This is a genomic window from Methanohalophilus levihalophilus (assembly GCF_017874375.1).
In the GTDB taxonomy this organism is placed as follows: Archaea; Halobacteriota; Methanosarcinia; order Methanosarcinales; family Methanosarcinaceae; genus Methanohalophilus; species Methanohalophilus levihalophilus.
Genome location: NZ_JAGGLK010000002.1, coordinates 420,598 through 442,816 on the forward strand (window position 1 = coordinate 420,598; position 22,219 = coordinate 442,816).

General features: G+C 43.2%; 23 protein-coding genes and 1 tRNA gene. 10 read left to right on the plus strand and 14 right to left on the minus strand.

Annotated features, from left to right (window positions below; translation table 11 throughout):
• The first annotated feature begins 35 nt into the window (after positions 1–35).
• The gene (locus tag J2755_RS05840; RefSeq protein WP_209680861.1) at positions 36–818 is read left to right on the plus strand and encodes a sulfide-dependent adenosine diphosphate thiazole synthase; all 783 of its coding nucleotides are present in this window, start codon (positions 36–38) and stop codon (positions 816–818) included.
• A 415-nt stretch (positions 819–1,233) separates the two neighbouring features.
• Here J2755_RS05840 and J2755_RS05845 read toward each other — a convergent pair whose 3' ends face one another.
• From J2755_RS05845 to J2755_RS05865, 5 genes are all read right to left on the minus strand, one after another.
• Positions 1,234–2,802 carry a hypothetical protein gene (locus J2755_RS05845; protein WP_209680863.1) on the minus strand — a complete coding sequence of 523 codons (1,569 nt, stop codon included), beginning with the start codon at positions 2,800–2,802 and terminating at the stop codon, positions 1,234–1,236.
• 217 nt (positions 2,803–3,019) lie between these two features.
• Entirely contained in the window at positions 3,020–4,099 is a 1,080-nt protein-coding gene (gene priL / locus J2755_RS05850; RefSeq protein ID WP_209680865.1) for a DNA primase regulatory subunit PriL, read from the minus strand.
• Positions 4,100–4,103: 4 nt separating this feature from the next.
• Positions 4,104–4,841, minus strand: coding sequence for a DNA polymerase sliding clamp (locus J2755_RS05855; protein ID WP_209680867.1), 738 nt, complete (start codon positions 4,839–4,841; stop codon positions 4,104–4,106).
• Positions 4,842–4,910: 69 nt separating this feature from the next.
• Positions 4,911–5,225 carry a transcription factor S gene (locus tag J2755_RS05860; protein WP_209680869.1) on the minus strand — a complete coding sequence of 105 codons (315 nt, stop codon included), beginning with the start codon at positions 5,223–5,225 and terminating at the stop codon, positions 4,911–4,913.
• The gene (locus tag J2755_RS05865; RefSeq protein WP_209680871.1) at positions 5,203–5,619 is read right to left on the minus strand and encodes an NUDIX domain-containing protein; all 417 of its coding nucleotides are present in this window, start codon (positions 5,617–5,619) and stop codon (positions 5,203–5,205) included. Before J2755_RS05865 ends, J2755_RS05860 begins: the two co-directional genes overlap by 23 nt.
• Positions 5,620–5,684: 65 nt before the next feature.
• Between J2755_RS05865 and artA the strand changes: the two genes are divergently transcribed.
• From artA to J2755_RS05880, 3 genes are read left to right on the plus strand one after another with little or no spacing between them, the layout of a single operon-like run.
• A complete protein-coding gene (gene artA / locus J2755_RS05870; RefSeq protein WP_209680873.1) occupies positions 5,685–6,503 on the plus strand; it encodes an archaeosortase A in 819 nt (272 codons plus the stop codon).
• On the plus strand, positions 6,504–7,127 hold the full coding sequence (locus tag J2755_RS05875; protein ID WP_209680875.1) for a phosphatidylserine decarboxylase: 624 nt from the start codon (positions 6,504–6,506) through the stop codon (positions 7,125–7,127). It abuts the gene before it with no gap.
• A gap of 4 nt (positions 7,128–7,131) precedes the next feature.
• The gene (locus J2755_RS05880; RefSeq protein WP_209680884.1) at positions 7,132–7,815 is read left to right on the plus strand and encodes an archaetidylserine synthase; all 684 of its coding nucleotides are present in this window, start codon (positions 7,132–7,134) and stop codon (positions 7,813–7,815) included.
• Between the two features lie 200 nt (positions 7,816–8,015).
• Here the strand turns inward: J2755_RS05880 and J2755_RS05885 are convergent.
• From J2755_RS05885 to clpB, 3 genes are all read right to left on the minus strand, one after another.
• Positions 8,016–8,105 (minus strand) — tRNA-Leu (locus J2755_RS05885).
• 13 nt (positions 8,106–8,118) lie between these two features.
• A complete protein-coding gene (locus J2755_RS05890; protein WP_209680886.1) occupies positions 8,119–8,592 on the minus strand; it encodes a hypothetical protein in 474 nt (157 codons plus the stop codon).
• Positions 8,593–9,365: 773 nt separating this feature from the next.
• On the minus strand, positions 9,366–12,038 hold the full coding sequence (clpB, locus tag J2755_RS05895; RefSeq protein ID WP_209680888.1) for an ATP-dependent chaperone ClpB: 2,673 nt from the start codon (positions 12,036–12,038) through the stop codon (positions 9,366–9,368).
• A gap of 242 nt (positions 12,039–12,280) precedes the next feature.
• Between clpB and J2755_RS05900 the strand changes: the two genes are divergently transcribed.
• Positions 12,281–12,688 (plus strand): ArsR family transcriptional regulator, encoded by a 408-nt coding sequence (locus J2755_RS05900; protein ID WP_209680891.1) that lies wholly within the window; start codon positions 12,281–12,283, stop codon positions 12,686–12,688.
• Positions 12,689–12,730: 42 nt separating this feature from the next.
• Here the strand turns inward: J2755_RS05900 and J2755_RS05905 are convergent, their stop codons facing one another.
• From J2755_RS05905 to J2755_RS05930, 6 genes are all read right to left on the minus strand, one after another.
• Positions 12,731–13,024 (minus strand): ArsR/SmtB family transcription factor, encoded by a 294-nt coding sequence (locus J2755_RS05905; protein ID WP_209680893.1) that lies wholly within the window; start codon positions 13,022–13,024, stop codon positions 12,731–12,733.
• Between the two features lie 42 nt (positions 13,025–13,066).
• Positions 13,067–13,276 (minus strand): hypothetical protein, encoded by a 210-nt coding sequence (locus J2755_RS05910; protein ID WP_209680895.1) that lies wholly within the window; start codon positions 13,274–13,276, stop codon positions 13,067–13,069.
• Positions 13,277–13,346: 70 nt separating this feature from the next.
• The gene (locus tag J2755_RS05915; RefSeq protein ID WP_209680897.1) at positions 13,347–13,565 is read right to left on the minus strand and encodes a hypothetical protein; all 219 of its coding nucleotides are present in this window, start codon (positions 13,563–13,565) and stop codon (positions 13,347–13,349) included.
• A gap of 117 nt (positions 13,566–13,682) precedes the next feature.
• A complete protein-coding gene (locus J2755_RS05920) occupies positions 13,683–14,144 on the minus strand; it encodes a PepSY domain-containing protein (RefSeq protein WP_209680899.1) in 462 nt (153 codons plus the stop codon).
• 193 nt (positions 14,145–14,337) lie between these two features.
• Complete coding sequence (locus J2755_RS05925) at positions 14,338–15,684, minus strand: dihydrolipoyl dehydrogenase family protein (protein ID WP_209680901.1); 1,347 nt, start codon at positions 15,682–15,684, stop codon at positions 14,338–14,340.
• Positions 15,685–15,776: 92 nt separating this feature from the next.
• On the minus strand, positions 15,777–17,228 hold the full coding sequence (locus J2755_RS05930; protein ID WP_209680903.1) for a replication factor C large subunit: 1,452 nt from the start codon (positions 17,226–17,228) through the stop codon (positions 15,777–15,779).
• A gap of 85 nt (positions 17,229–17,313) precedes the next feature.
• Between J2755_RS05930 and mtxX the strand changes: the two genes are divergently transcribed.
• The 5 genes from mtxX (at position 17,314) to J2755_RS05955 (ending at position 22,207) form a co-directional block, all read left to right on the plus strand.
• Positions 17,314–18,153, plus strand: coding sequence for a methanogenesis marker protein Mmp4/MtxX (gene mtxX, locus J2755_RS05935; RefSeq protein ID WP_209680905.1), 840 nt, complete (start codon positions 17,314–17,316; stop codon positions 18,151–18,153).
• A 3-nt stretch (positions 18,154–18,156) separates the two neighbouring features.
• Positions 18,157–18,744, plus strand: a complete 588-nt coding sequence (locus tag J2755_RS05940; protein WP_209680907.1) for a tetrahydromethanopterin S-methyltransferase subunit A — start codon at positions 18,157–18,159, stop codon at positions 18,742–18,744.
• 14 nt (positions 18,745–18,758) lie between these two features.
• Positions 18,759–19,691 (plus strand): tetrahydromethanopterin S-methyltransferase subunit H, encoded by a 933-nt coding sequence (mtrH, locus tag J2755_RS05945; RefSeq protein WP_209680909.1) that lies wholly within the window; start codon positions 18,759–18,761, stop codon positions 19,689–19,691.
• 75 nt (positions 19,692–19,766) lie between these two features.
• On the plus strand, positions 19,767–20,321 hold the full coding sequence (locus J2755_RS05950) for a hypothetical protein (protein WP_209680910.1): 555 nt from the start codon (positions 19,767–19,769) through the stop codon (positions 20,319–20,321).
• Between the two features lie 176 nt (positions 20,322–20,497).
• Positions 20,498–22,207: an ATP-binding protein gene (locus J2755_RS05955; protein ID WP_209680911.1), complete on the plus strand. Its 1,710-nt coding sequence runs from the start codon at positions 20,498–20,500 to the stop codon at positions 22,205–22,207.
• Positions 22,208–22,219: the final 12 nt, after the last annotated feature.

Here is a 22,219-nt window from a genome sequence, read left to right on the forward strand (position 1 = left end):
ATTCGAAAAAAATGGATTGTTTGTGAGGAACTCAAATGCAGGAATATTTTGCAAAAGCGTCTGAAAAAGACATCACTCGCTCGATTGTTGAAGAATTTACTACCGAATTCCTTTCCTATGTGGAATCTGATGTAATTATCGTGGGAGGAGGCCCCAGTGGCCTGACAGCAGCCCGCGATCTTGCCAGCAACGGAATAAGGACAGTTGTCCTTGAAAGCAACAACTACTTCGGTGGTGGATTCTGGTTGGGCGGTTACCTCATGAACAAGGCTACTGTACGTGCTCCGGGCCAGAAGTTTTTCGATGAACTCGGTGTTCCATACAAGGAATATTCCGAAGGTCTTTATGTTGCAAGTGCACCATCCGCATGTTCCAAATTGATTTCCGCAGCATGTGATGCAGGTGCTTTCATGCTGAACATGAATAAATTTGATGATGTGGTTACAAGGAACGGAAGGGTTGCCGGTGTTGTAACTAACTGGACACCTGTTTCCGCATTGCCACGTGCAATTACCTGTGTGGACCCTGTAGCACTTGAAACCAAATGTGTCATTGACGCTACCGGCCACGATGCAGTGGTTGCAAACACTCTCAGATCCAGAAACATGCTCGAGCTTGAAGGCTTCGGACCAATGGATGTTCCAACCTCCGAAGACCTTGTTGTTGAGAAAACCTCTGAAGTTTTCCCGGGTCTCGTACTTACAGGAATGGCAGTAGCAACCGCATACGGTCTTCCAAGAATGGGCCCAACCTTTGGTTCAATGCTTGAATCAGGCCGCAGGGCTGCAAAGATTGCTGAGGAAATTGTTAAGGGATGAGAGTCCCCTTTTTCTCCTTTCTTTTTACCTGTTTTTTAGCTTATTTTAATATGGTGAATAGCAAAAGCTCTGTAGAACTGCTCACAAGAATAATGTAACCACAGAGGACACAGAGTTCACAGAGGATTTTCACTTTTCTCTGTGTTCTCTGTGAACTTTGTGGTTTATATGTGATGTCTAGCTTTTCTATAAAGCCAAACCGAATACAGAAACAAGAATAGTTCTTGGAGTTATGTTTTGTTGTTGAAATCCAGAGAGTTAGCTCATAATCTTGTTGGAAAGAGGAACGCTATTGAGTTTATCAATCCTTCTTTCAAAAGGTTTTGGCATTATATGATTTAGTCGAAATCCTATTTAAGGAAAAACTGAGGAAATGAAGTTCCTGTTATTGAATAAAAATCAATTGATAGCAGAATTATCTGTCTGTTTCAGAGCTATTATCAGAGTAGTGTTTTTTCCAATCTTCATAGTTTTTAAATGCTGTACGATAAACCTGACCATCAATTACTATATGCCAGAGCTTCCATTCAGCGCTTTCTATTTTTTGAGAGGTGTATATGAAATAACCGTTGAAGGGTTGAGAACCAAACCTCCAGTAGTTTTTACCATCAATCACTTTCTTCCTTGGAGGAACTACATAATGTTTTCTGGTACTTAGCTTACAAACTGATTCAAAAGCCTGACAACGAATTGGTAATAAATATTTATCTCCATTTGTGTTCGTTATTATGTTTGAACCATCCAATTCATATTTTTGTTCTTCGGCCCAATTTTTAATAAGGTATGAATCAATATCGTTTCCCGCAAATTTTGTTAGCCATTCCCAATCACCTATGTTTATAGGGTCATCAATTTCATAAGGATGTGCTGATTCTAGTACATATTCCGCTATTCCCATTTTTCTCAATATTTTTTCTCCATCAGATAATATTTCAAAGCCGGCTTTTTTAAGAACTGAATTTCCGTAACTGATTATTTTTTCAGCAGACTCTTCAGCTACTTTTCCATCCTCTACAAGCATTTGTAAGCGACCTGAATGTATGTAGTTGTGACAATATGGGCATAATGCAACAATTTTTTTTAATTCACCCCTGCCTTCAGCATAATCAATATCAAAAATTTCATGTGCTTCTAGCCATTTATTTTCCCCCAATACTTCATATCTTGAAATACCACATGCCCAACAGCACTGATTATTTTCAATATATGCAAGTCTTCTTTTTTTATCCCACCATTCTTTACCTTTTACAGTTCTTGGATTCAAACCATGCAATGGTTTTGGAAGAGTTGGATCATTAAGTATCGTTGGATCTGTAAACAAAGGTAAGCCCCAACGAGGGATTACGGGAACTATCCACGTTTTTTCTTCATATAGCCGCTTAAGGTATTCTACATCTTCGATGCAATGTTTAATCAATTGCTTGAGGGTAGCCCGCTTTAAATTGATGTTTTCTTTCTTGCAATTATAATGAGTCTGCATCATTTCTTCTAGCGATGGCCACTTTTTATTGTTACCATAGGGTCTAAGAGCAACAATCGCTGATAAGAGATCATATGAATCAAAATCAACAGGTTTTCTACATCCTTTTCTGTCTAAATTTAATCTCAATAGACTATTTTCGAGAAGTTCCTTTTCTGGAATTTTCAATTTCTTTTTATGAGATTTTTTTACTAATTCTAGTCCATATTTTTCTAGAACAAAAAAGTCAAACCCTTCACCATTATAGGAAACAATGTGCTTGTGTTTTTTTATTTCACTGACAAAATCGGTTGGTTTTTTAAACACCTGCATGTTTTTCTGATCATAACTATAAATAACGCCACAGCGGAATTTTCTTTCCCTTTTAGACTTCATGGAACGAATATCACCAAAATCGGTTTCTACATCAATAATTGCTACTCCTTCTCGTGCACCCCATGGATTGGAGACAAAATCGTTTGCAAATTCATGCTGGGAAAATTCGATACTCTCTAAAAATTCCATGGCAATATACCAATTTAAAACATTAAATCTATATCGATTTTTTTAAACTGGATTTTTACGTTGTATTTATCCAAAAGATTATGTAAGGGATTAAATTCGAACCGGTCTGTGTCTAAGGGATATCCAAAAAAACGCAGTGGCTCATAAAAAACCAGCCACTTCCAACGCCCCATTTCTGGATTAGCAGAACTCTTGTGGATAAAAAAAAGAAAAGATATCATTCTTCTGTCTTTCCATCCCCGGAATCTTTCACCACTTCTTCTTTTTTCTCTGAACTACGGTTTCTCTGTTTCATAAACCACATCTTCCGACGATAGTAGTTCAAAGGATGGTTAATCCGCTTGCAGAGATCATCAGCACCGTGGCAGTTTCCGTAAGTTTTCATTGTACTGCATGACGGGGGGGTATACTGGTCTCCCGAGGAACCTGCGATGTGCTCAATCTGGTAACGCGTTTTTTCCTCGTCAAAATCAGGTGAGACGTTAAAAAGATCAATAATTTCATCAACTGTCATTCCGGCAGCCAGCAGAAAGGAAGTCATCGCGAAACGCATTGAATGAGCAAGGTTGATTCCTCCCCTGACATTTGCAATTGCGTATTTGATGCAGGGCGGGAATTGTTCTACACTAACTTCTCCGAATTCATTTCCATCGTAATCTCCTTTCTTCTCCTGCAATACTTCACGAATCTCCGTAAGCTGCGGCGTACAGGTCGTGCAAATTGCTTCAGGTACTTTTAGTGGAAGGGAGCCAAGAATATGTTTCTTGACAGCTTCCTGCAGAAGACGGTTGAAACCCTCTCGTGGAATAAAGACCTGTCCGTGCTCGATCCTCTGGTTAATGAGCTTCCACTCAAGGGCTTTCAGGGTAGTGGCATACTTCAGGAAATCCGTGAAATGCATCTGAGCTGCATTATCCTCAAAAATTGCATTGATTTCAAACTCAGCCCCGAATTCCCGGAGGAAACTATTATCCTCTTTCTTCAGGGTAGAATGCGCAGCCTCCGCTTCGGCGTGGGCGTATTTGCGGGTAAGATAGGGATCGTTAAAACAGGATACAAGAATTCTTGCATAAGGATAGGAAAGAAGTTCAGTCAGGACTTTCCCCTCATCGGAGCTTGTGAGGGAAGGCTTCTCAATTATCCCGTTGATGGATTGAATAACCCTTTCCTGACCTCTTTTCCGGGCAGCTTCAAAAGCCCTCGACTCAATTAGCCTCTCAAGGCTAAACCCCATTTCCTGCACATAAGTTGCTGCCTGGGGTACAAATGGATAGAGTGCAAGGGCTGATTCTTCCATAGTATTAATCTGATTCAATACGTGGAGCAAGCAGGTATCCGATCTTTCCGTTTCCGCCTGCAATTGAGAATCCAATTTTCACAGGGAAGTCGTTTCCAAGCTGGAGCGTGACTTCGCTTGCTTTGGATGCGGGCTTGACGATGTCGGAAAGATAGTCAAGTGAGAATAGGGAACGAGTTGTACCGGGGCGAATATTAATAAGTTCTTCGCGCCCCATTTCCTGTCTCATGCGATCGGTATCCCCTTCTGCTTCCATGAAGAATGTCTCACCGTCTACTCCAAGGGAAATGTGGTCGCTGATTTTCTCGGCAGCTTTGACAGATTTCATAAGATCCTTGCCGTTGAGTGCAACTTCTGTGGGCAACTCCAGTTGTGGGATTCTTGGTTCTGCACGAATTGTGGATGGGTCAAGGAGGCTCAGAGTATAGGAAATTCCGCCAATCTGGATAGCAAGTTTGCGGGATTCCTCGTTGAGCTGCATTTTGACCTGATCGGATTTTTCTGCAACACCAAGGACATCTGCGACGCGGGAGAGATCCAATCCGATTTCCCCTTCCTCTGCACTGAACTCCTCGAATGCAGCTGCTTCCAGTTCAAAGCTTACCATTGCTACATTTGCCGGATCTACAGCCCGGACGGTAAGTCCCTCAGGGGAAAGCCTTATTCTGGCTTCGTCTACCAGTACTGAAAGTGATTCAATGGAATCCTTCAAAAGAGTTGCATCTATTGTTGCCTCAAACATTTTGTTGCTCCGCCTGATTATTTAACTGAATTAGATTATGCTAAGGGGCTTATATAGGTTTTCATAATGTTAATCGTATTCTCTCCAGGTAGCTGCGCATTTTACACATTTGAAAAAACGGGTTTCAGATTCATCAGCTGATCTTAGCTGGCGCAGCCACCAGTAAGCAACATTATGGCCGCATTCCGGGCATCGGGCTGCAGTTGTCGGAAGTCCCTGATCAAAGTTTTCCTCAAGAATTGTTACTTCCCTGTCATCCTGCTTGGCTTTTGAAACCATATCTTCGGTTGCAGCTCCCTGCTCTTTTGTGTATCCACATTTCCTGCATTCTATATTCCCTGCGCCTGGAAACATCATGCTCTTACATTTCGGACAGAATTCCATTAATTTTATCTCCTGCATCTCGTATGATTTTCTCGTGGTCAAAGGCGAGTTCGGGTAAATTCTCCAGTGAAAACAAACGGACATCTTCTGCGTCAGTGTCCGCCTTGGGGGTGCCTTCTCCTGTAGCAAGATAAACAATTGAAACAGTGTGACCTCTCGGATCCCTGGAAGGATCAGAATAAACGCCCACCAGATCAATTATTTTAATGGAGAGGCCAGTCTCCTCTTTTGCTTCCCTTTTCACCGCCTCCTCGGTTGTTTCGCCAATTTCAACAAAACCTCCGGGGAGAGCATATCCACCTTTGTAGGGTTCGTTTTTTCTCCTTATAAGTACGAGCTCCCTGTTTAAGACAATTACGGCATCAACTGTAAGCTTAGGTGTTATTGGTTCCATGTCGATAAAACCTTAATATGATAGCCTTTATATTATATACGGATACTTATTAAGGTGTTTCCAAAATGATAGAATACGCTTTATGGTTCGCATTGGGATTGATGGCTCTTTCGGCTGTCATACCAAGCTCCCGTTTTTTCAGAAAGCCGATTGGTGCCCTGGGGTGGGTGTTTTTTGGCATACACTGGGCATACCAGCCCATCCATTATCTTGAGATCCATGATTATTTCAATGTGATTCTTACGATACTGGTCGCTATTTTCTGTTTCTTCCTCGCATATACGATGGTGGATGAATACAGGAGGCGGGATTTCACTCTTGAATCAATAGACGTAACTTCAATGGTTACTGGGGTGGCTGCCATAGGTTCACTTTTCTATTTCCCGTTCCTGCAAATGGAGTCACTTAACCACTGGATAATATCGACGGTAACTTCCAATACGGTTTTTACTCTCCAAACCCTTGGTTATTCGGTTACTTCAACCTGGAACACTATCTCACTTTACGGTTACACTGTGGAAATCATCCTTGCATGTACTGCAATTGAGAGCATTGCCCTGTTTATGGGTTTAATCACCTCTGTGAAAGCACCCATGAAAAAAGTTGTATCCGCATTCATGGTATCTGTACCGGTAATTTATTTCCTGAATGTTCTTCGGGATGCTTTTGTAATCGTAGCCTATGCAGAACAGTGGTTTGGAGTCTCAAGTTTTGAGATTGCCCACCACGGGATTGCAAAATTTGGCTCACTTATTGCTTTGTTTGTAATCGGATATGCTGTCTTGAAGATTCTTCCGGAGCTCTTTGATTTAATAGACGGTGTATTTGAACTGGTGACAACCTGGATGAGAAGTGTCACCGAAAAGCTTTCAGGGATAAGATAAATGCTTGCAAAAGGCTCCTATTTGTGGATACTCAGCCCTGCAGTTTGTGCGTTGGCCCCTTTTTTCCTGTATCTTTACACCCAATTGACTGCTCTGCTTTACCCTACAGGTTTCTTTTCACTTGTTACAGTATTTTTCATAATTTTTTTCAGGGACCCTGTAAGGGATGTTAAGGTTTGTAAAAACTGCATCTTGTCCCCAGCAGACGGAAAAGTAGTGGATATCAGGGGTAACACTATTTGCATTTTCATGAATGTGCATAATGTGCACGTTAACAGGGCTCCGTTTAACGGTACTATTGTTTCGGTGGAGCACAAAAACGGAAGTCTCTTACCCGCTTTTTCAAAGGATTCGTGGCGCAATGAGCGCACCGAAATTGCTATGAGCACGGCAATTGGGGATATTAAGGTTACCCAGATTGCAGGAATGCTTGCCAGAAGGATAGTTTCTTATGTAAAGGAAGGTGATGAAGTTATACAGGGCCAGAGGATTGGAATGATTCGTCTTGGTTCAAGAGTGGATGTAACAGTCCCGGATGACTTTGAAATCAGCCGTAAGATTGGCGACAAGGTTCTTGCAGGCCAGAGCCGTCTTGCCATAGCAAAAGACTATTCGAAGGAATGAACGAATGAAAATTTTCAGGACAGTTGGTATTCCAGATGTTGCTACATTAATCAACGCTTCACTGGGATTATCTGCGATTTTTGCAGCCCATGAAGGTTACTTCTCTCTTGCCTTTGTCCTGATCCTAATGGCTGCGGTCGCAGACGGGGTAGATGGTTATCTTGCCCGCATGAATTGCAGCAGTCCGCTTGGGGAATACCTTGATTCCCTTGCAGATGTCATCTCATTTGGTGTCGCTCCTGCCTGTGTTGTGTATTTCCTGTACTGCGGCGAGTTGTGCATTCCGGCCGCATTGATAGCGGTGATCTACCTTTCAGGTGGCATCCTGAGGCTTGCCCGCTTCAGTACAAAACAAAAAAGTATTCCGGATTTTGAGGGGCTTCCAATAACCGCATCGGCAGTTGTTATTTCATCTTATATGCTGCTTTTCCCGCGATATGTATACCCATATTTCCTTTTCAGCATGATGCTACTCCTCGCATACCTTATGATCAGCGATCATCCGTATCCAAAGCTCAGAGGTACAAGGGCATTGGCATTTGTCACCGTTCTTTTCTCGGCAACGATTGTTTCCTACCTGCTGCCTGAGATTTTCCTGCACGTGTTTTCTACAATGCTGTTCCTTTCACTGATGCTTTATCTTGAATCCCCGATTATGAAGATTCCACGGCAGTATTATGAGGAGTGAGTTTCTCTTCAAAAAATTCAGTTAAATCCAATATGCCAAGTCATTTTCTAATACAATTAAAATGTGCTATGCAGCAGAATTAATAAAAAAAAGCCCTATCTTTATGGAAAAGTATATGAATAATAATATTACACCATTAACTAGGTGTAACTTGTTGCATTTGGCGTGTTTTATACAAGTTGCAATAAATCATAAAAATGCGGCCGGGATGGGATTTGAACCCATGAATGCCTGGAGGACATTATAACTGGTCTTAAGCCAGCCGCTTTAGACCACTGAGCTACCCGGCCGTTATGATTTATTTCAAAACGTAATAACTGGATTATTGTTGCTTGTGTTCTTTTTAAATCTGTATGCCTTAAAACGTCGATTTCCAGTTTTCTTCTTTTCTTCTACCCATACTCCATTATACTTATCCGCAATGAATTCTCTAGCTTGACGTATTAGGGAGATTGTTTGTTGATATATTTCCTTGTCATTCCGTGAACTAAGAGGTCTCCCAAAAAAGTGGTTGTGTATTGCAGCATTATCGTGCAAAAAATCATTTTTACTAACAATGAACTTGATAATTTCATCAATTTCAGGAATTATTATATCTTGTTCATCTTTTTCACTGACACTTTCTGTTGGTAGTGCATACTGTTTCCCAGATTTTCCAATTTGATTTTTGGATACGGAAATGGTGATTCCATTTTCATCATATGTCATTTCGGGGGCAGAGTCTTCATTTCCATATGTTATTGTTATGCAACCTGGTTTGTACTGCACTTTAATCATTCTCATGACCTCTCAAAATAATGTCATTTGCATTTAAAGATAGATCTTTGATGTATTAATAGGTTTTCATTGGTGGTTTGAATTTGTATGATTCGTATGAAAATACATTCTGTGGGGCGGCATCGGTATGTATCCAGAAAAACGCAATCAATGGCTATTGTTATTGCCGGTGTGTCGTTGATTATGCGAAAGAATCTGCAAAATGATGTTCGAAATGGTGCGCATAATTTGCACAAAATATACAAAAAAAGCATCTGGGACGGTGGGTAGAATTTTTCCAAGATGTACACGAAAAAGGTTATACAATATATATGAGTGAAAACTCTTCAGAAACGTATGCAATAAAGGTTCTAATTGTATTTATGAAATATTTGCACAAAAAATATGTGAGAAAATTATACAAAATATGCGCGAAAAAGTTACACGAAATATACACGAAAAGGTTATACAAATCATTCTTTGAAAAGGTTATATGAAATACATGCGAGAAAAATACACAAAATACATACCAAAAGGCGATTCAAGAAATTCGCGTAAAAATTATAAGAAATCATGTGCAGGATAAGTTACACAAAATATACACAAAAAAGCTACACAAAAAAGCTACACAAAATATACACGAAAAAGTTACACAAAATATACACGAAAAAGTTACACAAAATATACACGAAAAAGTTACACAAAATATACACGAAAAAGTTACACAAAATATACGCGAAAAAGTTACACAAAATATACACGAAAATTAAAAACAGTAAAAGCAAAAAGAGAGATCAGATATGCTCTTCTCCCTTTTTGACTTCAAAAGTAACTCCGCGATCATCGACATCAACGACGACGGTGTCTGATTCCATAACTTCTCCACTGACGATGAGTTTTCCAATTGCGGTTTCCAGCTCATTCTGGATCACTCTCTTAAGAGGCCTTGCACCGTATGTCGGGCTGTAGCCGGCATCGCCGAGATATTTCTTGGCTTCTGGAGTGATCTCAAGATCTATTCTGCGCTCCTTGAGCCTCTGGACAAGATCTGCTGCCTTGATATCCACGATGTGAGTGAGCTGCTCTTTTGTAAGAGCACGGAATATGGCAATCTCATCCACACGGTTAAGGAATTCGGGACGGAAGTACTTGCTGAGTTCGTTCAGGGCGATTTCCTGCATCTTGCCATAGTCTTCCACCTTTTCTCCTTTTCCATGAGCTGCATCGAAGGGGTCGGCCACATCATGAGGTGTGGTTTCACCCTCTCCGAGTTTCCGGGTCAGGTATTCCACACAGATGTTGGAAGTCATGATGACAATTGTGTTCTTGAAATCCACAGTTCTTCCTTTTGAATCGGTGAGGCGGCCGTCATCCAGCATCTGCAGCATGATGTTGAACACGTCGTGGTGTGCCTTCTCAATCTCATCAAACAGGACTACTGAATACGGATTTCTCCGGACTGCTTCTGTGAGCTGTCCGCCTTCATCGTGCCCAATGTACCCTGGCGGTGCACCTATCATCCTCGCAACGGTGTGCTTCTCCATGTACTCTGACATGTCGATGCGGATCATGCGATCCTCGCTATCAAAGAGTTCCATTGCAAGAGCCTTTGCAAGTTCAGTCTTACCCACGCCGGTTGGGCCGAGGAAAATAAAACTTCCGATTGGCCTGCGTGGATCCTTGATGCCTGCATGTGCACGAATAACTGCATCAGCAACTGCCTTTACAGCTTCATCCTGTCCGATGACCCGCTTGTGAAGGTTATCTTCGAGGTGGATGAGCTTCTCCCTTTCACCTTCCATGAGTTTGGTAATCGGGATTTTAGTCCACTCACTGACAACATTTGCGATATCTTCTTCGTCGACTTCTTCCTTGAGTAGCATAGTGGTCTGCTTTTCCTGCAGCCTTGCCTCCTCTTCCGCATAGTCACGCTGGAGAGGTACCAGTTCACCGTATTTCAGGCGGGATGCAAGTTCGAAATCACCTTCATTCTCGGCAAGTTCAAGTTTTGTTTTAGTTTCATCGATCTGCTCTTTGAGAGTATTCAGGTGCGCAATGCTCTGCTTTTCATTCTCCCAGCGGGTACGCATTGCATCGGATTCAGCCCTGATTTCCGCAATTTCCTTCTCAAGGTTCTGCAGCCTTTCCTTTGATGCAGCGTCTTTTTCGGCTTTCAGGGCTTCCTTCTCAATCTCAAGCTGGAGGAGTTTCCTGTCCGCTTCATCGAGATCAGCAGGTTTGCTGTCGATTGCTGTCTTCACCTTGGAAGCAGCTTCGTCCAGCAGGTCGATTGCCTTGTCAGGCAGGAACCTGTCGGAAATGTAACGGTCACTTAATACTGCGGAAGCTACGAGTGCACTGTCTTTCAGACGGACACCGTGATGTACTTCGTACTTTTCTTTCAGTCCCCTGAGGATGGAGATGGTTGCTTCCACGTCAGGAGCTTCCACTGTCACAGGCATGAACCTGCGCTCAAGGGCAGCGTCCTTTTCGATATATTTGCGGTATTCATCAAGGGTGGTTGCACCGATACAGTGCAATTCACCACGTGCAAGCATTGGTTTGAGGAGGTTTCCCGCATCCATTGCGCCTTCTGTGGCACCTGCACCTACAATTGTATGCAATTCATCAATGAACAGAATAATTTGGCCTGCGGATTCGGCTACTTCGTTGAGGACTGCTTTGAGCCTTTCCTCGAATTCCCCGCGGAATTTTGCACCTGCAATAAGTGCTCCCATGTCAAGGGCAACAATCCTCTTGTTTTTCATCGCATCAGGGACATCCTTCTTTGCAATACGCTGGGCTAATCCCTCTACGATAGCAGTTTTACCCACGCCGGCTTCACCGATGAGGACTGGGTTGTTTTTCCTGCGTCTTGAAAGGATTTCAATGGAACGTCGGATCTCATGATCCCTGCCGATAACCGGATCAAGCTTACCCTGTGAAGCACGTTCTGTGAAGTCGATTCCGTATTTTTCCAACGGTTTGTATGTATCTTCTGGATTCTCGGATGTCACGCGACGATTTCCCCTGATTTCCTTGATGGCTTCAAGAAGTGCTGCTTCATTCACGCCTGCTTCATCAAGTAAGCGCTTGCTTTCTCCTTCTTTCTCCTTTACGAGCGCAAGGAGGATGTGCTCAACACTGGTGTACTCGTCTTTCATCTTCTTAGCTAAGGATGTAGCATTGTCGAGTACACGAATGGCACGCTGGGTATAGTAAACGTTCTCGCTTCCAGGTCCTGAAACCTGTGGTAATTGTGAGAGTTTGTCTTCCAGTTTGTCCTGCAAGTCGGAAGGCTCAGCACCCACCTTTTCCAGTAATGAAGGTACCAATCCCCCGCTCTGTTCCAATAATGCAAGAAACAGGTGTTCAGAATCAATCTGCTGGTTGTAATACCTTGCAGCAATTGTTCTTGAAGCCTGGATTGCTTCCTGTGCCTTTTGTGTAAATTGGTTAATATCCATAATCTTGTTCCCCATTTGGTAGAATATTTGCCTGTCTGCTTGCTGTTTCCCCGATCAGCAGCAAGACAAGTCGAATTTGATAGTAGCAATGTTTAACTTTTCATTAAATTAGTATTTGCACATCTAATCAGATTTTATTATATATAAACGTTATGCAAATCATTCAGTTAATATATGTTTTATAGATATGATATCGACAATTCAGAATAAGGTATATATAGCATTACTTCCAACCTTCTTCCATGGCTAGACAGATAGTCCTGGTAAACCTGGATAAACCCCGGGAAAAAACCCTTGAAAAGGATGTCTATTGGCTTTGTGACAGTTTCGGCTTATCGTCAGGAAGAGATGTGGATAACATGGCTACTCGTATAGTCATGAGCCTGCTTGATAACATTTCTGAGAAAGAACGTATTTCTTCCGAAATGATTGCAGATTCCCTTGGTGTCAATCCTTCAAGGGTGAATCATCACTTAAGAAACCTCATTAATTCCGGTCTTGTTTACCGGGAAAAACGAAAACTGTACCTCCGTGGAGGAAGTCTCAAGGCTGCAGTTCAGGAAATGCGGAAAGATTCACAGCGCATGTTCGATGAACTCGAGGCTATAGCTGCGGAAATAGATCAGGAAATGGGGATTCGGAACAGGTAATCTGATATGTTGCTGGTCGGGAAAAAAGGAACTAATAAAAAATCAATCAAAGAACTTTTTCAAATCTTCAATATTGATGGATACATCAAAATCTTTCAGCCGGAAGAATTTCTTTGCTCGCATATCATCGTCTTCAAGACGGAGATCGCTTTCTACAAAACCGGCTTTTTCAAGCCTTTTCAGGTGCAGGTATAGTACCTGACGTGAAACGTTCAGCTCTTTTGCAAGTTCGTATACATACCACTCTCTTTCTGAAAGCATGCACAAGAGCTTAAGCCTAAGGGGATGGGAAATAGCTTCTCCTATCGATACTATCTGCTGCATTGTTTTTGCCATAGTGGTCAGTTTAATGGTCAGATATAGGAAGCTTGAATAATCTTAGATCTCTTCCAGCTTTTCCTTGATTTCCTCGACAGTCTTTTTAATTTCAACAATATCCTTTTCCATTGCAACCAACTTCTCATTGTTTCCTGTATTCATGAGGCCGGATCGACTGAGGAATGCGATGGCTATCCCCAAAATCAGTAATATGAAAAGGATTTGCACAATATAATCCAGAACTCCAAAGGTATTGTAATAGTGCATCATGGTTCTTCGTAATATGTTTTTATTTTCATATTAATCTTTACCAATTCTTATTCTGGTAAATATCATGGGTTTATTCCAGTTTTTTCAGTATCCTGTCCAAAGTTTCCCGATTGCTCTCTACCTGCCTTTCAATGCGTGACAGGCGCTCATCCGGGTTATTATTGTTACATGTTCTGTTATTGAAATATGAAGATATTGCCCAGATCAGGACAAGCAATATTATCAGATTGAATATCATGCTAAAGACTCCAAAACTCCCATATCCTCCATAAAATCCGTATCCCATCATGGTATCATCCCGGTATCAAAAAATAAGACAAAGAGTAAGTTTGTGGAAGTCCCTGCCATCTGTGGTGGTGGTAGTCAATATCTTTTGAAATGACAGGGACTTCACACCATTTTATCGTTAGCGATACACACCGCCATAGCCCATTCCCGGACCATAGCCGTAACCATGCATCATGCCGTATCCGTATCCGCGTCTTGCAGGAGCATAATTATATGTCTGGCTTGTGCTATCAACAACTTCTCCAGTGAAAGCGTCAATGTAGCTCTGCATTACGACACCGTCATCGTTTGTGTAATACACAACCCACCATCTGCCCATCTGGTAGATGTTGTCCTCTTTTACATCAGGATCAATCTGATCCTGCGCTATTTCAAGAGCATCATCGAGAGTTTCAACGGCCAGATCATAATTGGTGGCTGTGCCTGTTATCTGGTTGTATACAGGGCAACCTCCAATTCCGGACATTGGACCGTATCCATATGCAGCCTGAACTTCTTCAGTTTGCAATGTGAGGGCAACCATTCCTGCACCTGCAAGAAGTACTGCTCCAACCAATAGCATGTTTAGCGTCTTTTTCATATTGCTCACCTTCTCACCAGTTAACTTATGTTAGTTTCATTCAATATATGTAGCCTACATGTTACACATGTACTTGCAAGGATATAAAGATTGTGATCAAACTACACACAACCAGATTTCGGAGATATTGATCAAAGTAGAGAGCTACTGTTATTCAAAAAGAAAAAGAATATGCATAGACACGATTTATGCTTTACTTCCGGATCATATGCTGGATGTCTGAAGCCATTGTCGGGAATACGTAAACTACCTTTTTGAATTCATCAAGGGTTATTCCCAGGCGCATTGCCATGGCAAAAATATTGATAACTTCAGCAGCTTCCGATCCAAGTAGGTGTGCCCCGGCAATTTTGCCTGTTTCCTTTTCCACAATGACTTTGGTTGCCGAAATATTCTCCTGCAGTCTTCTTGAAGTGTACCAGTCACTTGTATCGTGGAAGTACACGTCGTATTTTTCATCAGCCTTTTCAAGGGATATTCCCACGCTTGCAAGGGTTGGGATTGTGAAAACAGCTGAAGGAACGCCGTTGTAGTCAACAGTTTTGGTATTTCCTGAAAGGATATTTGACGCAGCAACCGTTCCCTGAAGACTTGCAATGGGTGTCAGAGGTGCACCGATTTTGACACAATCGCCACCGGCATAGACCTTCGGGTTCGAAACGCTTTGCATGAATTCGTTAACTGCAATACCACCGTTTTCAAGTTCCACATTTCCTTTTTCCAGATCCATTCCCTCGAGTGCCGGAATCCTGCCCGATCCGTGAACCACGAGGTCACAGATGAACGTTTCCTCCCCCGCGGGTGTGGCGGCAGTTACAACATATTCATTCCCCACTTTATCCACAGCTATTACAACATGCTCAGTATGGATTTTTATGCCTGCTTCCTCACTTGCTTTTGTAAGCAGGTCTGTCATGTCAGAGTCAAAATGTTTGAGAATATGTTTTCCTCTCTGGAGGATTGTGACTTCGGCCCCTGCCCTTGCAGCAACGTGTGCAAATTCGAAGGAAATATAGCCTCCTCCTGCAAAAAGAATCCTTTTTGGCAGAGTTTCAAGCTCAAGGAAATCTTCGCTTGTTACAAGATGCTCATGTCCCTTGAATTCAAGGGGTTTTGGGATTCCTCCGGTTGCGATGAAAATGTATTTTGCCTTAAGCTGTTTGTCGCCGATGGTAATTGTATCGGGACTGAGAAATCTTGCCTGTCCGTGATAAGTGTCAATGCCCTTCTGTCCATATTCGGCTTCTTTTTGGGCAGGCTGGAAATCAACAAAAGTCTCTTTCAATTCAATGAGTTTTTTCCAGTTGATTGATGCTGCACAATCCACGGCACCAACTGCATGGAACTTTTCGGTTCTTTCAACAAGCTCTGCCACTCCCACAAGAACCTTTTTCGGGACACATCCACGAAGGGCACATGTTCCGCCGTATTCTCTTGAATCCACAATTGCAACTTTCATGTCGTATCTGGCAAGTTTATTGGCACATACCGGGCCGGCAACACCGGTTCCAATAACAATAACATCGTACTCTGCTTCCATATCCACAACTCCTGATTAACCAAAGATTTTCCAAAACCCCGTTTATGCATAAATGTTGGGTAGGTGTCTAAATATAGGTTTCCTTCAAAAAATCAGAAATCAAACAGAGTCTTCTGTGGCTTTTTCTGAGGAGCTTTCTCTGCTTTGGGGGGGTCTTCCGGTTCAGGAGTGGCAACAAAACTGTCAAGGGAGCGGGTTGCCTGTTTCACTTCCTTCTTCTCTTGGATGAAAATATCAATGTCCTCGGATTCCTTCTCACCCATCCTCTTCAGGGATTCCTCGTAAATCTTCTGGATTTTCTTGCCGACTTTCTTTCCTTTAAGGTATGCTATCTCATCGGCATCGAGTTTCAGGATTGTAGCAACATCCACAGCCCTCTCATCATCTTCGATAATCCTGCTGTAGAGTCTCATGGAATCTCCACGTGAGTCTCTTATTGGTTCATGGCAATGACCTGAGACTTTTGCAGCAATGTTGTCTCGCATATCCCTTTTGGCACGCATCTGCCCCATTCTTCTCCAGAGGGAAGGTGGCTGCAGTTTCCTGAATCCTGAATGAGGGTGCACTTTTGAGGCAGCAGTTCCACCGCTTAACAGAAATCCGGCATATCTCCAGAGGCCGTAATTCTGTCGCAGCCTTACCCTGCCAAGATACCTGTCTGCATGTGAAAGATTGCGGTATGCATTGGCAACATCATCGTTCATTGTTTCCCCTTTGTCAAGATACTGCTCCGGAAGGTTTTCGTCCACCCACTGGATCAAGTCTTCGGGGGTTTCGTCAAGATCAAAGGTCGCCCTGTGGGCCGCAACAGGATCACTTTCCTGAAACACTTTGGAGAGGACTTTGAAAATAGATTCTTTGGTGTCCCTTTCAGCGGTTGCAATATCTTCAGGATGAATTTCAGATTTTCCTGTAGCCACTGCCTGAAGATCTCTCACGGCGCTACGAAGATCCCCACCTGCCATTGATGCGATTTTTTCGAGGACTCCTGTGCCGCACATAATTTTCTCATCCTGGCAGATCTTCTTGAGTGCGACAATAATGGAGCGCTGCTGCATGGAATTAAATTTCACTTCTTCGCAAAGAGAACGAATTGAGGAGGACATCCCGTAGAGATCATTTGCAATAAGTACAATTGGCTGGTCTGTCTTCTTGATTATTGCAGCCATGGCGCGAGCCCCTCCTCTGTCTGAAGAGCCGTGCATGTTGTCTGCTTCATCGAGAATAATAAGGCGCCTGTAGCCACCGGTAAGTGTACCCATTTGTGACGCGGATCCTGCGACTCTTTCAAGAGCTGAGGCTGTTCTCTGATCACTTGCATTCATCTCGATTGTTTCCCAGCCGATTTGTGATGCAAGAGCAAGGGCTGCTGATGTCTTTCCTACGCCTGGTGGTCCATAAAGTATTACTGCCTTTTTTTCCGGTGTTTTGTGTTCCCAGTCACCGACCCATTTCCAGAGAAATTCCACGGCAGATTTGTTTCCAATTACATCCGCAAGAGTTTGCGGTCTGTATTTCTCGGCCCAATCCGTAGGTGCTGTCATCGCTAATCCCGGATAACATAAAAGGGGAAAACTAATTAATGTTTGTGTTGTCTTCATTTTACTATTATTTTGAAGGGTAATACCTATGCAGGAAGGCACTGAAAAGCTTCTGGATATCATAAGAAACAAAGCACTTGCTACAAAGGCCCGTGTTGCTCTGGGAGTGCGTAATCCCACTCCGAAACTAATTCGGAGTGCTGAGGATGCCATGAAGGAGGGCTATGCTGAAGTCGTGCTGGTGGGCAATGCCCGTGAGATTTCCGAAATAGGTACTTCACTTGAAATTATTGATACTCTTGATCCGGAAACCGCACTTGGAACCCTGCTTGCATCCGGGGAATTCGACGCAGTTGTAAGAGGGACTGCCAAAGCGTCGGGTACATTATCGCATCTGAAAAAGGTGACAGGAATTGACAAGCTATATCGTGTGGCTTTCCTGTTAACCGCAGATGGCACTCCTTTTTTTCTGGCTCCTGTGGGAATCGATGAAGGAGGTTCCATATCTGACAAAATTGAACTTGTGAGAAGAAGCGCCGATTACATCCGCAGGTTCGGAGTTGAGCCTTCAGTCGGTGTACTTTCCGGTGGCAGGATGGGCGATCTTGGAAGAGACCGGGAGGTTGACCGGACTCTTGCAGAGGGTGATTTTATCGCAAACAGGTTGCAGGAGATGGGTATCAAGGCCAAGCACTATACCATCCTCATAGAAGATGCGATTTCAGAATCTAATTTTATTCTTGCACCCGATGGGATTACAGGGAATTTGATGTTCCGTAGTCTTGTATTTCTTGGGGGAGGGGATGGAATCGGTGCACCGGTTTTGATGGATGATTATGTTTTTGTTGATACTTCAAGAGTTGGCGGGCACTACACGCTTGCCATTATGCTTGCCAGCGCTCTTGTAAAAACAAGGGAAGAGGTTTGAAAAATGGAGAATACAACTGCCAACTGGCCTGTGGTAAAAGGAGATTGTGCTTCAGGTGATCCCGGTTCCCGGATTGCCGTGGTTACCCTTGCAAGCCATATGGAACCCGATGAGAACGCAGCCATTTGGGGAAGCTGCAAGACGGAGAATCTCGGGGCCGAGAAAGTGATTGCGAATGTAATTTCCAATTCCAATATCCGCTATATTTTGCTTTGTGGTGCTGAATCACGTGGGCATCTCGCAGGACAAACGCTGCTTTCACTTTACAATAATGGTATTGATGAGAATGGCAGGATAATAGGTTCAGAGGGTGCTATTCCGTTTATTGAGAATATTGACGGAACCATGATTGAAAGGTTCCAGAGGCAGGTCACTTTTATTGAAAATATCGGGCTCACTGATCTCGATGAAATCTTCAGAATTGTTGAGGAATACAAGGATAAAGGCGACGCTTTCCCGGAAGAGCCGATGATGTTCCAGCAGCCCTCCAGAAGATGTCCGTTTTCGCTGGATGAAGTTGATGCGGATGTTATTGTTGCGGAAAACGTGTTTATGGATACGTCATGCGGATTGATATATGAGGTTGATTGAGGGAGATTTTAGAAATGTTCAGGTTCAAAAACAAGCAGGAAATTGCCAATATTGCAGGAGTGAAGATCGGAGGAAATCCCGGGGAACTTGCAACAGCTCTCGCTGGTACTATTTTTTATGAAGGGCACATTATTGTGGAGGATGAAAACAAGGGAATTTTTAACCGTGCAGGTGCCGAAGATCTAATCAACGGACAGGCATCAGCTTCGGATGAAACCGGCAATCCTCATATGGTTCATATTTTCGGCAATACTGCCACTGCTCTTACAAATTACGTTGATTTTGTTTCCGAAATAACGGATGCCCCATTGATTATTGATTCTCCGGATGCTGCTGCAAGGATGCAGGTGGCCGGGTATATGGAAGAAATCGGCCTTGCGGACAGGGCTGTTTACAATTCCATTAACATGAGCATTACTCCGGAAGAACGCGATTTCCTTGCGCAGTCAGATATTGATAGTGCGATAATCCTCGGTTTTAATGCAGTTGATTCTTCCTTTGAAGGCAGGATGGCCATGCTTGAGAATGGCGGAAACCTGCTTGATAAGGGTCTGCTTGAAATTGCAATTGAATGCGGAATTACCAATCGGCTGATTGATCCCGGGATTACTCCTATGGGCAATGGTTCAGGGATAAGCCTGAGGGTAAGTCTTGCAACCAAGGCAAAATGGGGTCTTCCTGTAGGCTCTGGAATTCACAATGCTCCTTCTTCCTGGAAATGGATTAAGGAGAAGAGGAAAATCGATCCACTTGCCTACAAGATGTGTGATGTGGGCTCGGCGGTTCTTCAGCAGGCCGCAGGTGGGAATTTCGTGCTTTACGGCCCCATTGAGAATGCGCCACTTGTATTCCCATTGTGTGCGATGTCGGATATCATTCTGACCGAGTCTGCACCTTTTGAAAACGTTACTTCTTCACCTGATCATCCTTTCCACAAACTCATATGAGCAAAGGAATGGGTATTTAAACAGGAAATTGCATAGGATCGTTAGTTCTAAACTGTTACCAACAGGGGATTAAAAATGAAAGAGCTTACCATTTATGTTTCCGACGAATTATATGGGAAGTTGCTATTGGTTCCCCAATCCGAGAGATACATTGTTTCCCTGATAGAGGATGATCTTCTCGGGGATAAGACAGATGACTCGGAAAAGCTTTCAGAGGTGAAGACGACCCTTGAGTTTATCAATTCCCGACTTACTGCCATTGAGGAGGGCCTTGGTGTCAAAAAGACGGGTGTATCAAATGCGGAGAAGTCCGCAATCCCTGAAAAAGCTGATGTTTCTTCTCCTGCCTATCTCCCTGACACCAGCAGTTTTTATCGGAAGCTGGCGGTTATAAACGGAATTGCTGTTGATGGCAATGGTGAACCGGAGAGTGGCTTTCCGGATGCCCTTGAGCGCAATATCCTGATGTATGTGGCTCCGGGAATCGAGCTTAAGAAAAACATTCTTAAAAGTTTGTTGTCCATTCGCTTCCCTGAGGAAGACATCGATAACAAAATCCGGCAAATGGTCACTGCCGGAAAACTCTGCGAGTCAAAGGCTGGTGAAGACTCCTGCGTGAGCAGGGAATAAGCATTACTTCTGTTTTCTGAATGCCGGAAAAGAGAAAGTTTTACTTTTTTTGAACGGAGGCTTTTCATGACGCTTTCGCTATATCAAAAACCACTTAATGGATAAATATTAATATTATTTGAGAGTTAATTATTATGAGCAACAGGTTGCCATCATACTGAATTTTGGAGTATTATATGCCAGAAGATCCAGTTTCCTACAACCTTTCCGGATTCAAAAAAGTATTATTTTGTTTTATCCTTGCAGCTCTCTTTTTGTCCGCATCAGTTTGTCCGGTTGGTGCACAAGGTGAGACAATAAAAGTAGGCGTTGCCCAGTATGAACCGGTAATTTTCATAGATGATACAGGGGAAGCAAGCGGATTTACCGTTGATGTGCTTGAGCACATTGCTGCACAGGAGAACTGGGCCATCGAGTATGTTCCCGGGTCCTGGGCTGAAAGCCTTGAAAGGCTTGAAAGTGGTGAGATTGATCTGCTCACAGACGTCGTATACAGCGAGGAACGCGATAAAATATTCGATTATTCAAGTGAGTTTGTCATTCTGGAATGGGGTCAGGTCTACACTCACCACGACTCGGCAATCCATTCTGTTTTTGATCTGGATAAAAAAACCGTTGTTGCAGTTCAGGGCGATTTGTTCTATGCCAATTTCCGGAGTTATGCCGCCAATTTCGGGGTAAACTGTACGTATGTTGAAGTTGCTGACTATGATCGGTTATTTGAGGCTATTGAAGGCAAATCCGCAGATGCGGGTATTGTGGGAAAACGCTACAATCCTGAACACAAGGATGAATATCATATTCATGAAACTTCCATAGTTTTCTCTCCATTCCAGATGTATTTCGCAGTTCCAAATGGTACGAACCAAGACATTCTCAAGACTCTGGATGAGCACATGGTTTTGCTGAAAGGCGACAGTGAGTCTGTTTACTATCAGGCAGAAGCGAAATGGTTTGAAACTGAATCCGATCCTGGAATTCCCGGATGGGTTAAGATGGTTGCAGGAATCGGAGGCGGATTGTTACTGTTTTTCGTAATTGCAAGTGTATCCCTGAATTACCAGGTCAGGAGAAAAACAGCTGAGCTTTCTGAAAACAATAGGCAGCTCAAGGCTGAAATCGTCGTGCGCAAGCAGGCGGAAACTGAACTTCTGAATGCAAAAATAGATGCAGAGGCTGGTAACCGTGCGAAAAGTGATTTCCTTTCAACTATGAGTCATGAATTGCGCACACCCCTTAATTCCATACTGGGTTTTTCCCAGATACTTGACGCGGAAAATTTTGGCTCGCTGAATTCAAAACAGAAGCACTATTTAGGTAATATTTCCAAAAGCGGCACCCATCTTCTTCAGATTATCAATTCGGTGCTGGACATTTCAAGGGTGGAGTCGGGAACTACAGAACTGGAATATTCTAGGTTTAATCTGGTTGATCTCCTTGATGAGGCTACCAGTCTCCTGTACCCCATAGCTGCCAGCAAATGCATATCTCTCAAGGTTGAAAACAACAGCAATGCAGATTATATGGTGGCAGATGAGCAGAGAATCAAGCAGATTCTTTACAATCTTATCAACAATGCCATTAAGTTTACGGAAGAGGGCGGTTCCGTGAGGCTTGTTGCATCGGATGAAGGGAACATGCTCCGGATTTCCGTTATAGATACGGGAGCCGGCATCCCGGAGGAAGAATTTGAGAATATCTTCCTGCCGTTTAAGCAGCTTGCAGAATTTGCAACCCGGAGACATGGTGGATCAGGGCTTGGTCTCTACATTGTGAAGGAACTGGTCGAACTGCACGGCGGTGAAATCCAGGTTGAGAGTGAAGTGGGTAAGGGCAGCACTTTTACATTTACGATTCCAATCGATGCAAAACCGACAGCATCCTGAAAGTTGCTTAAC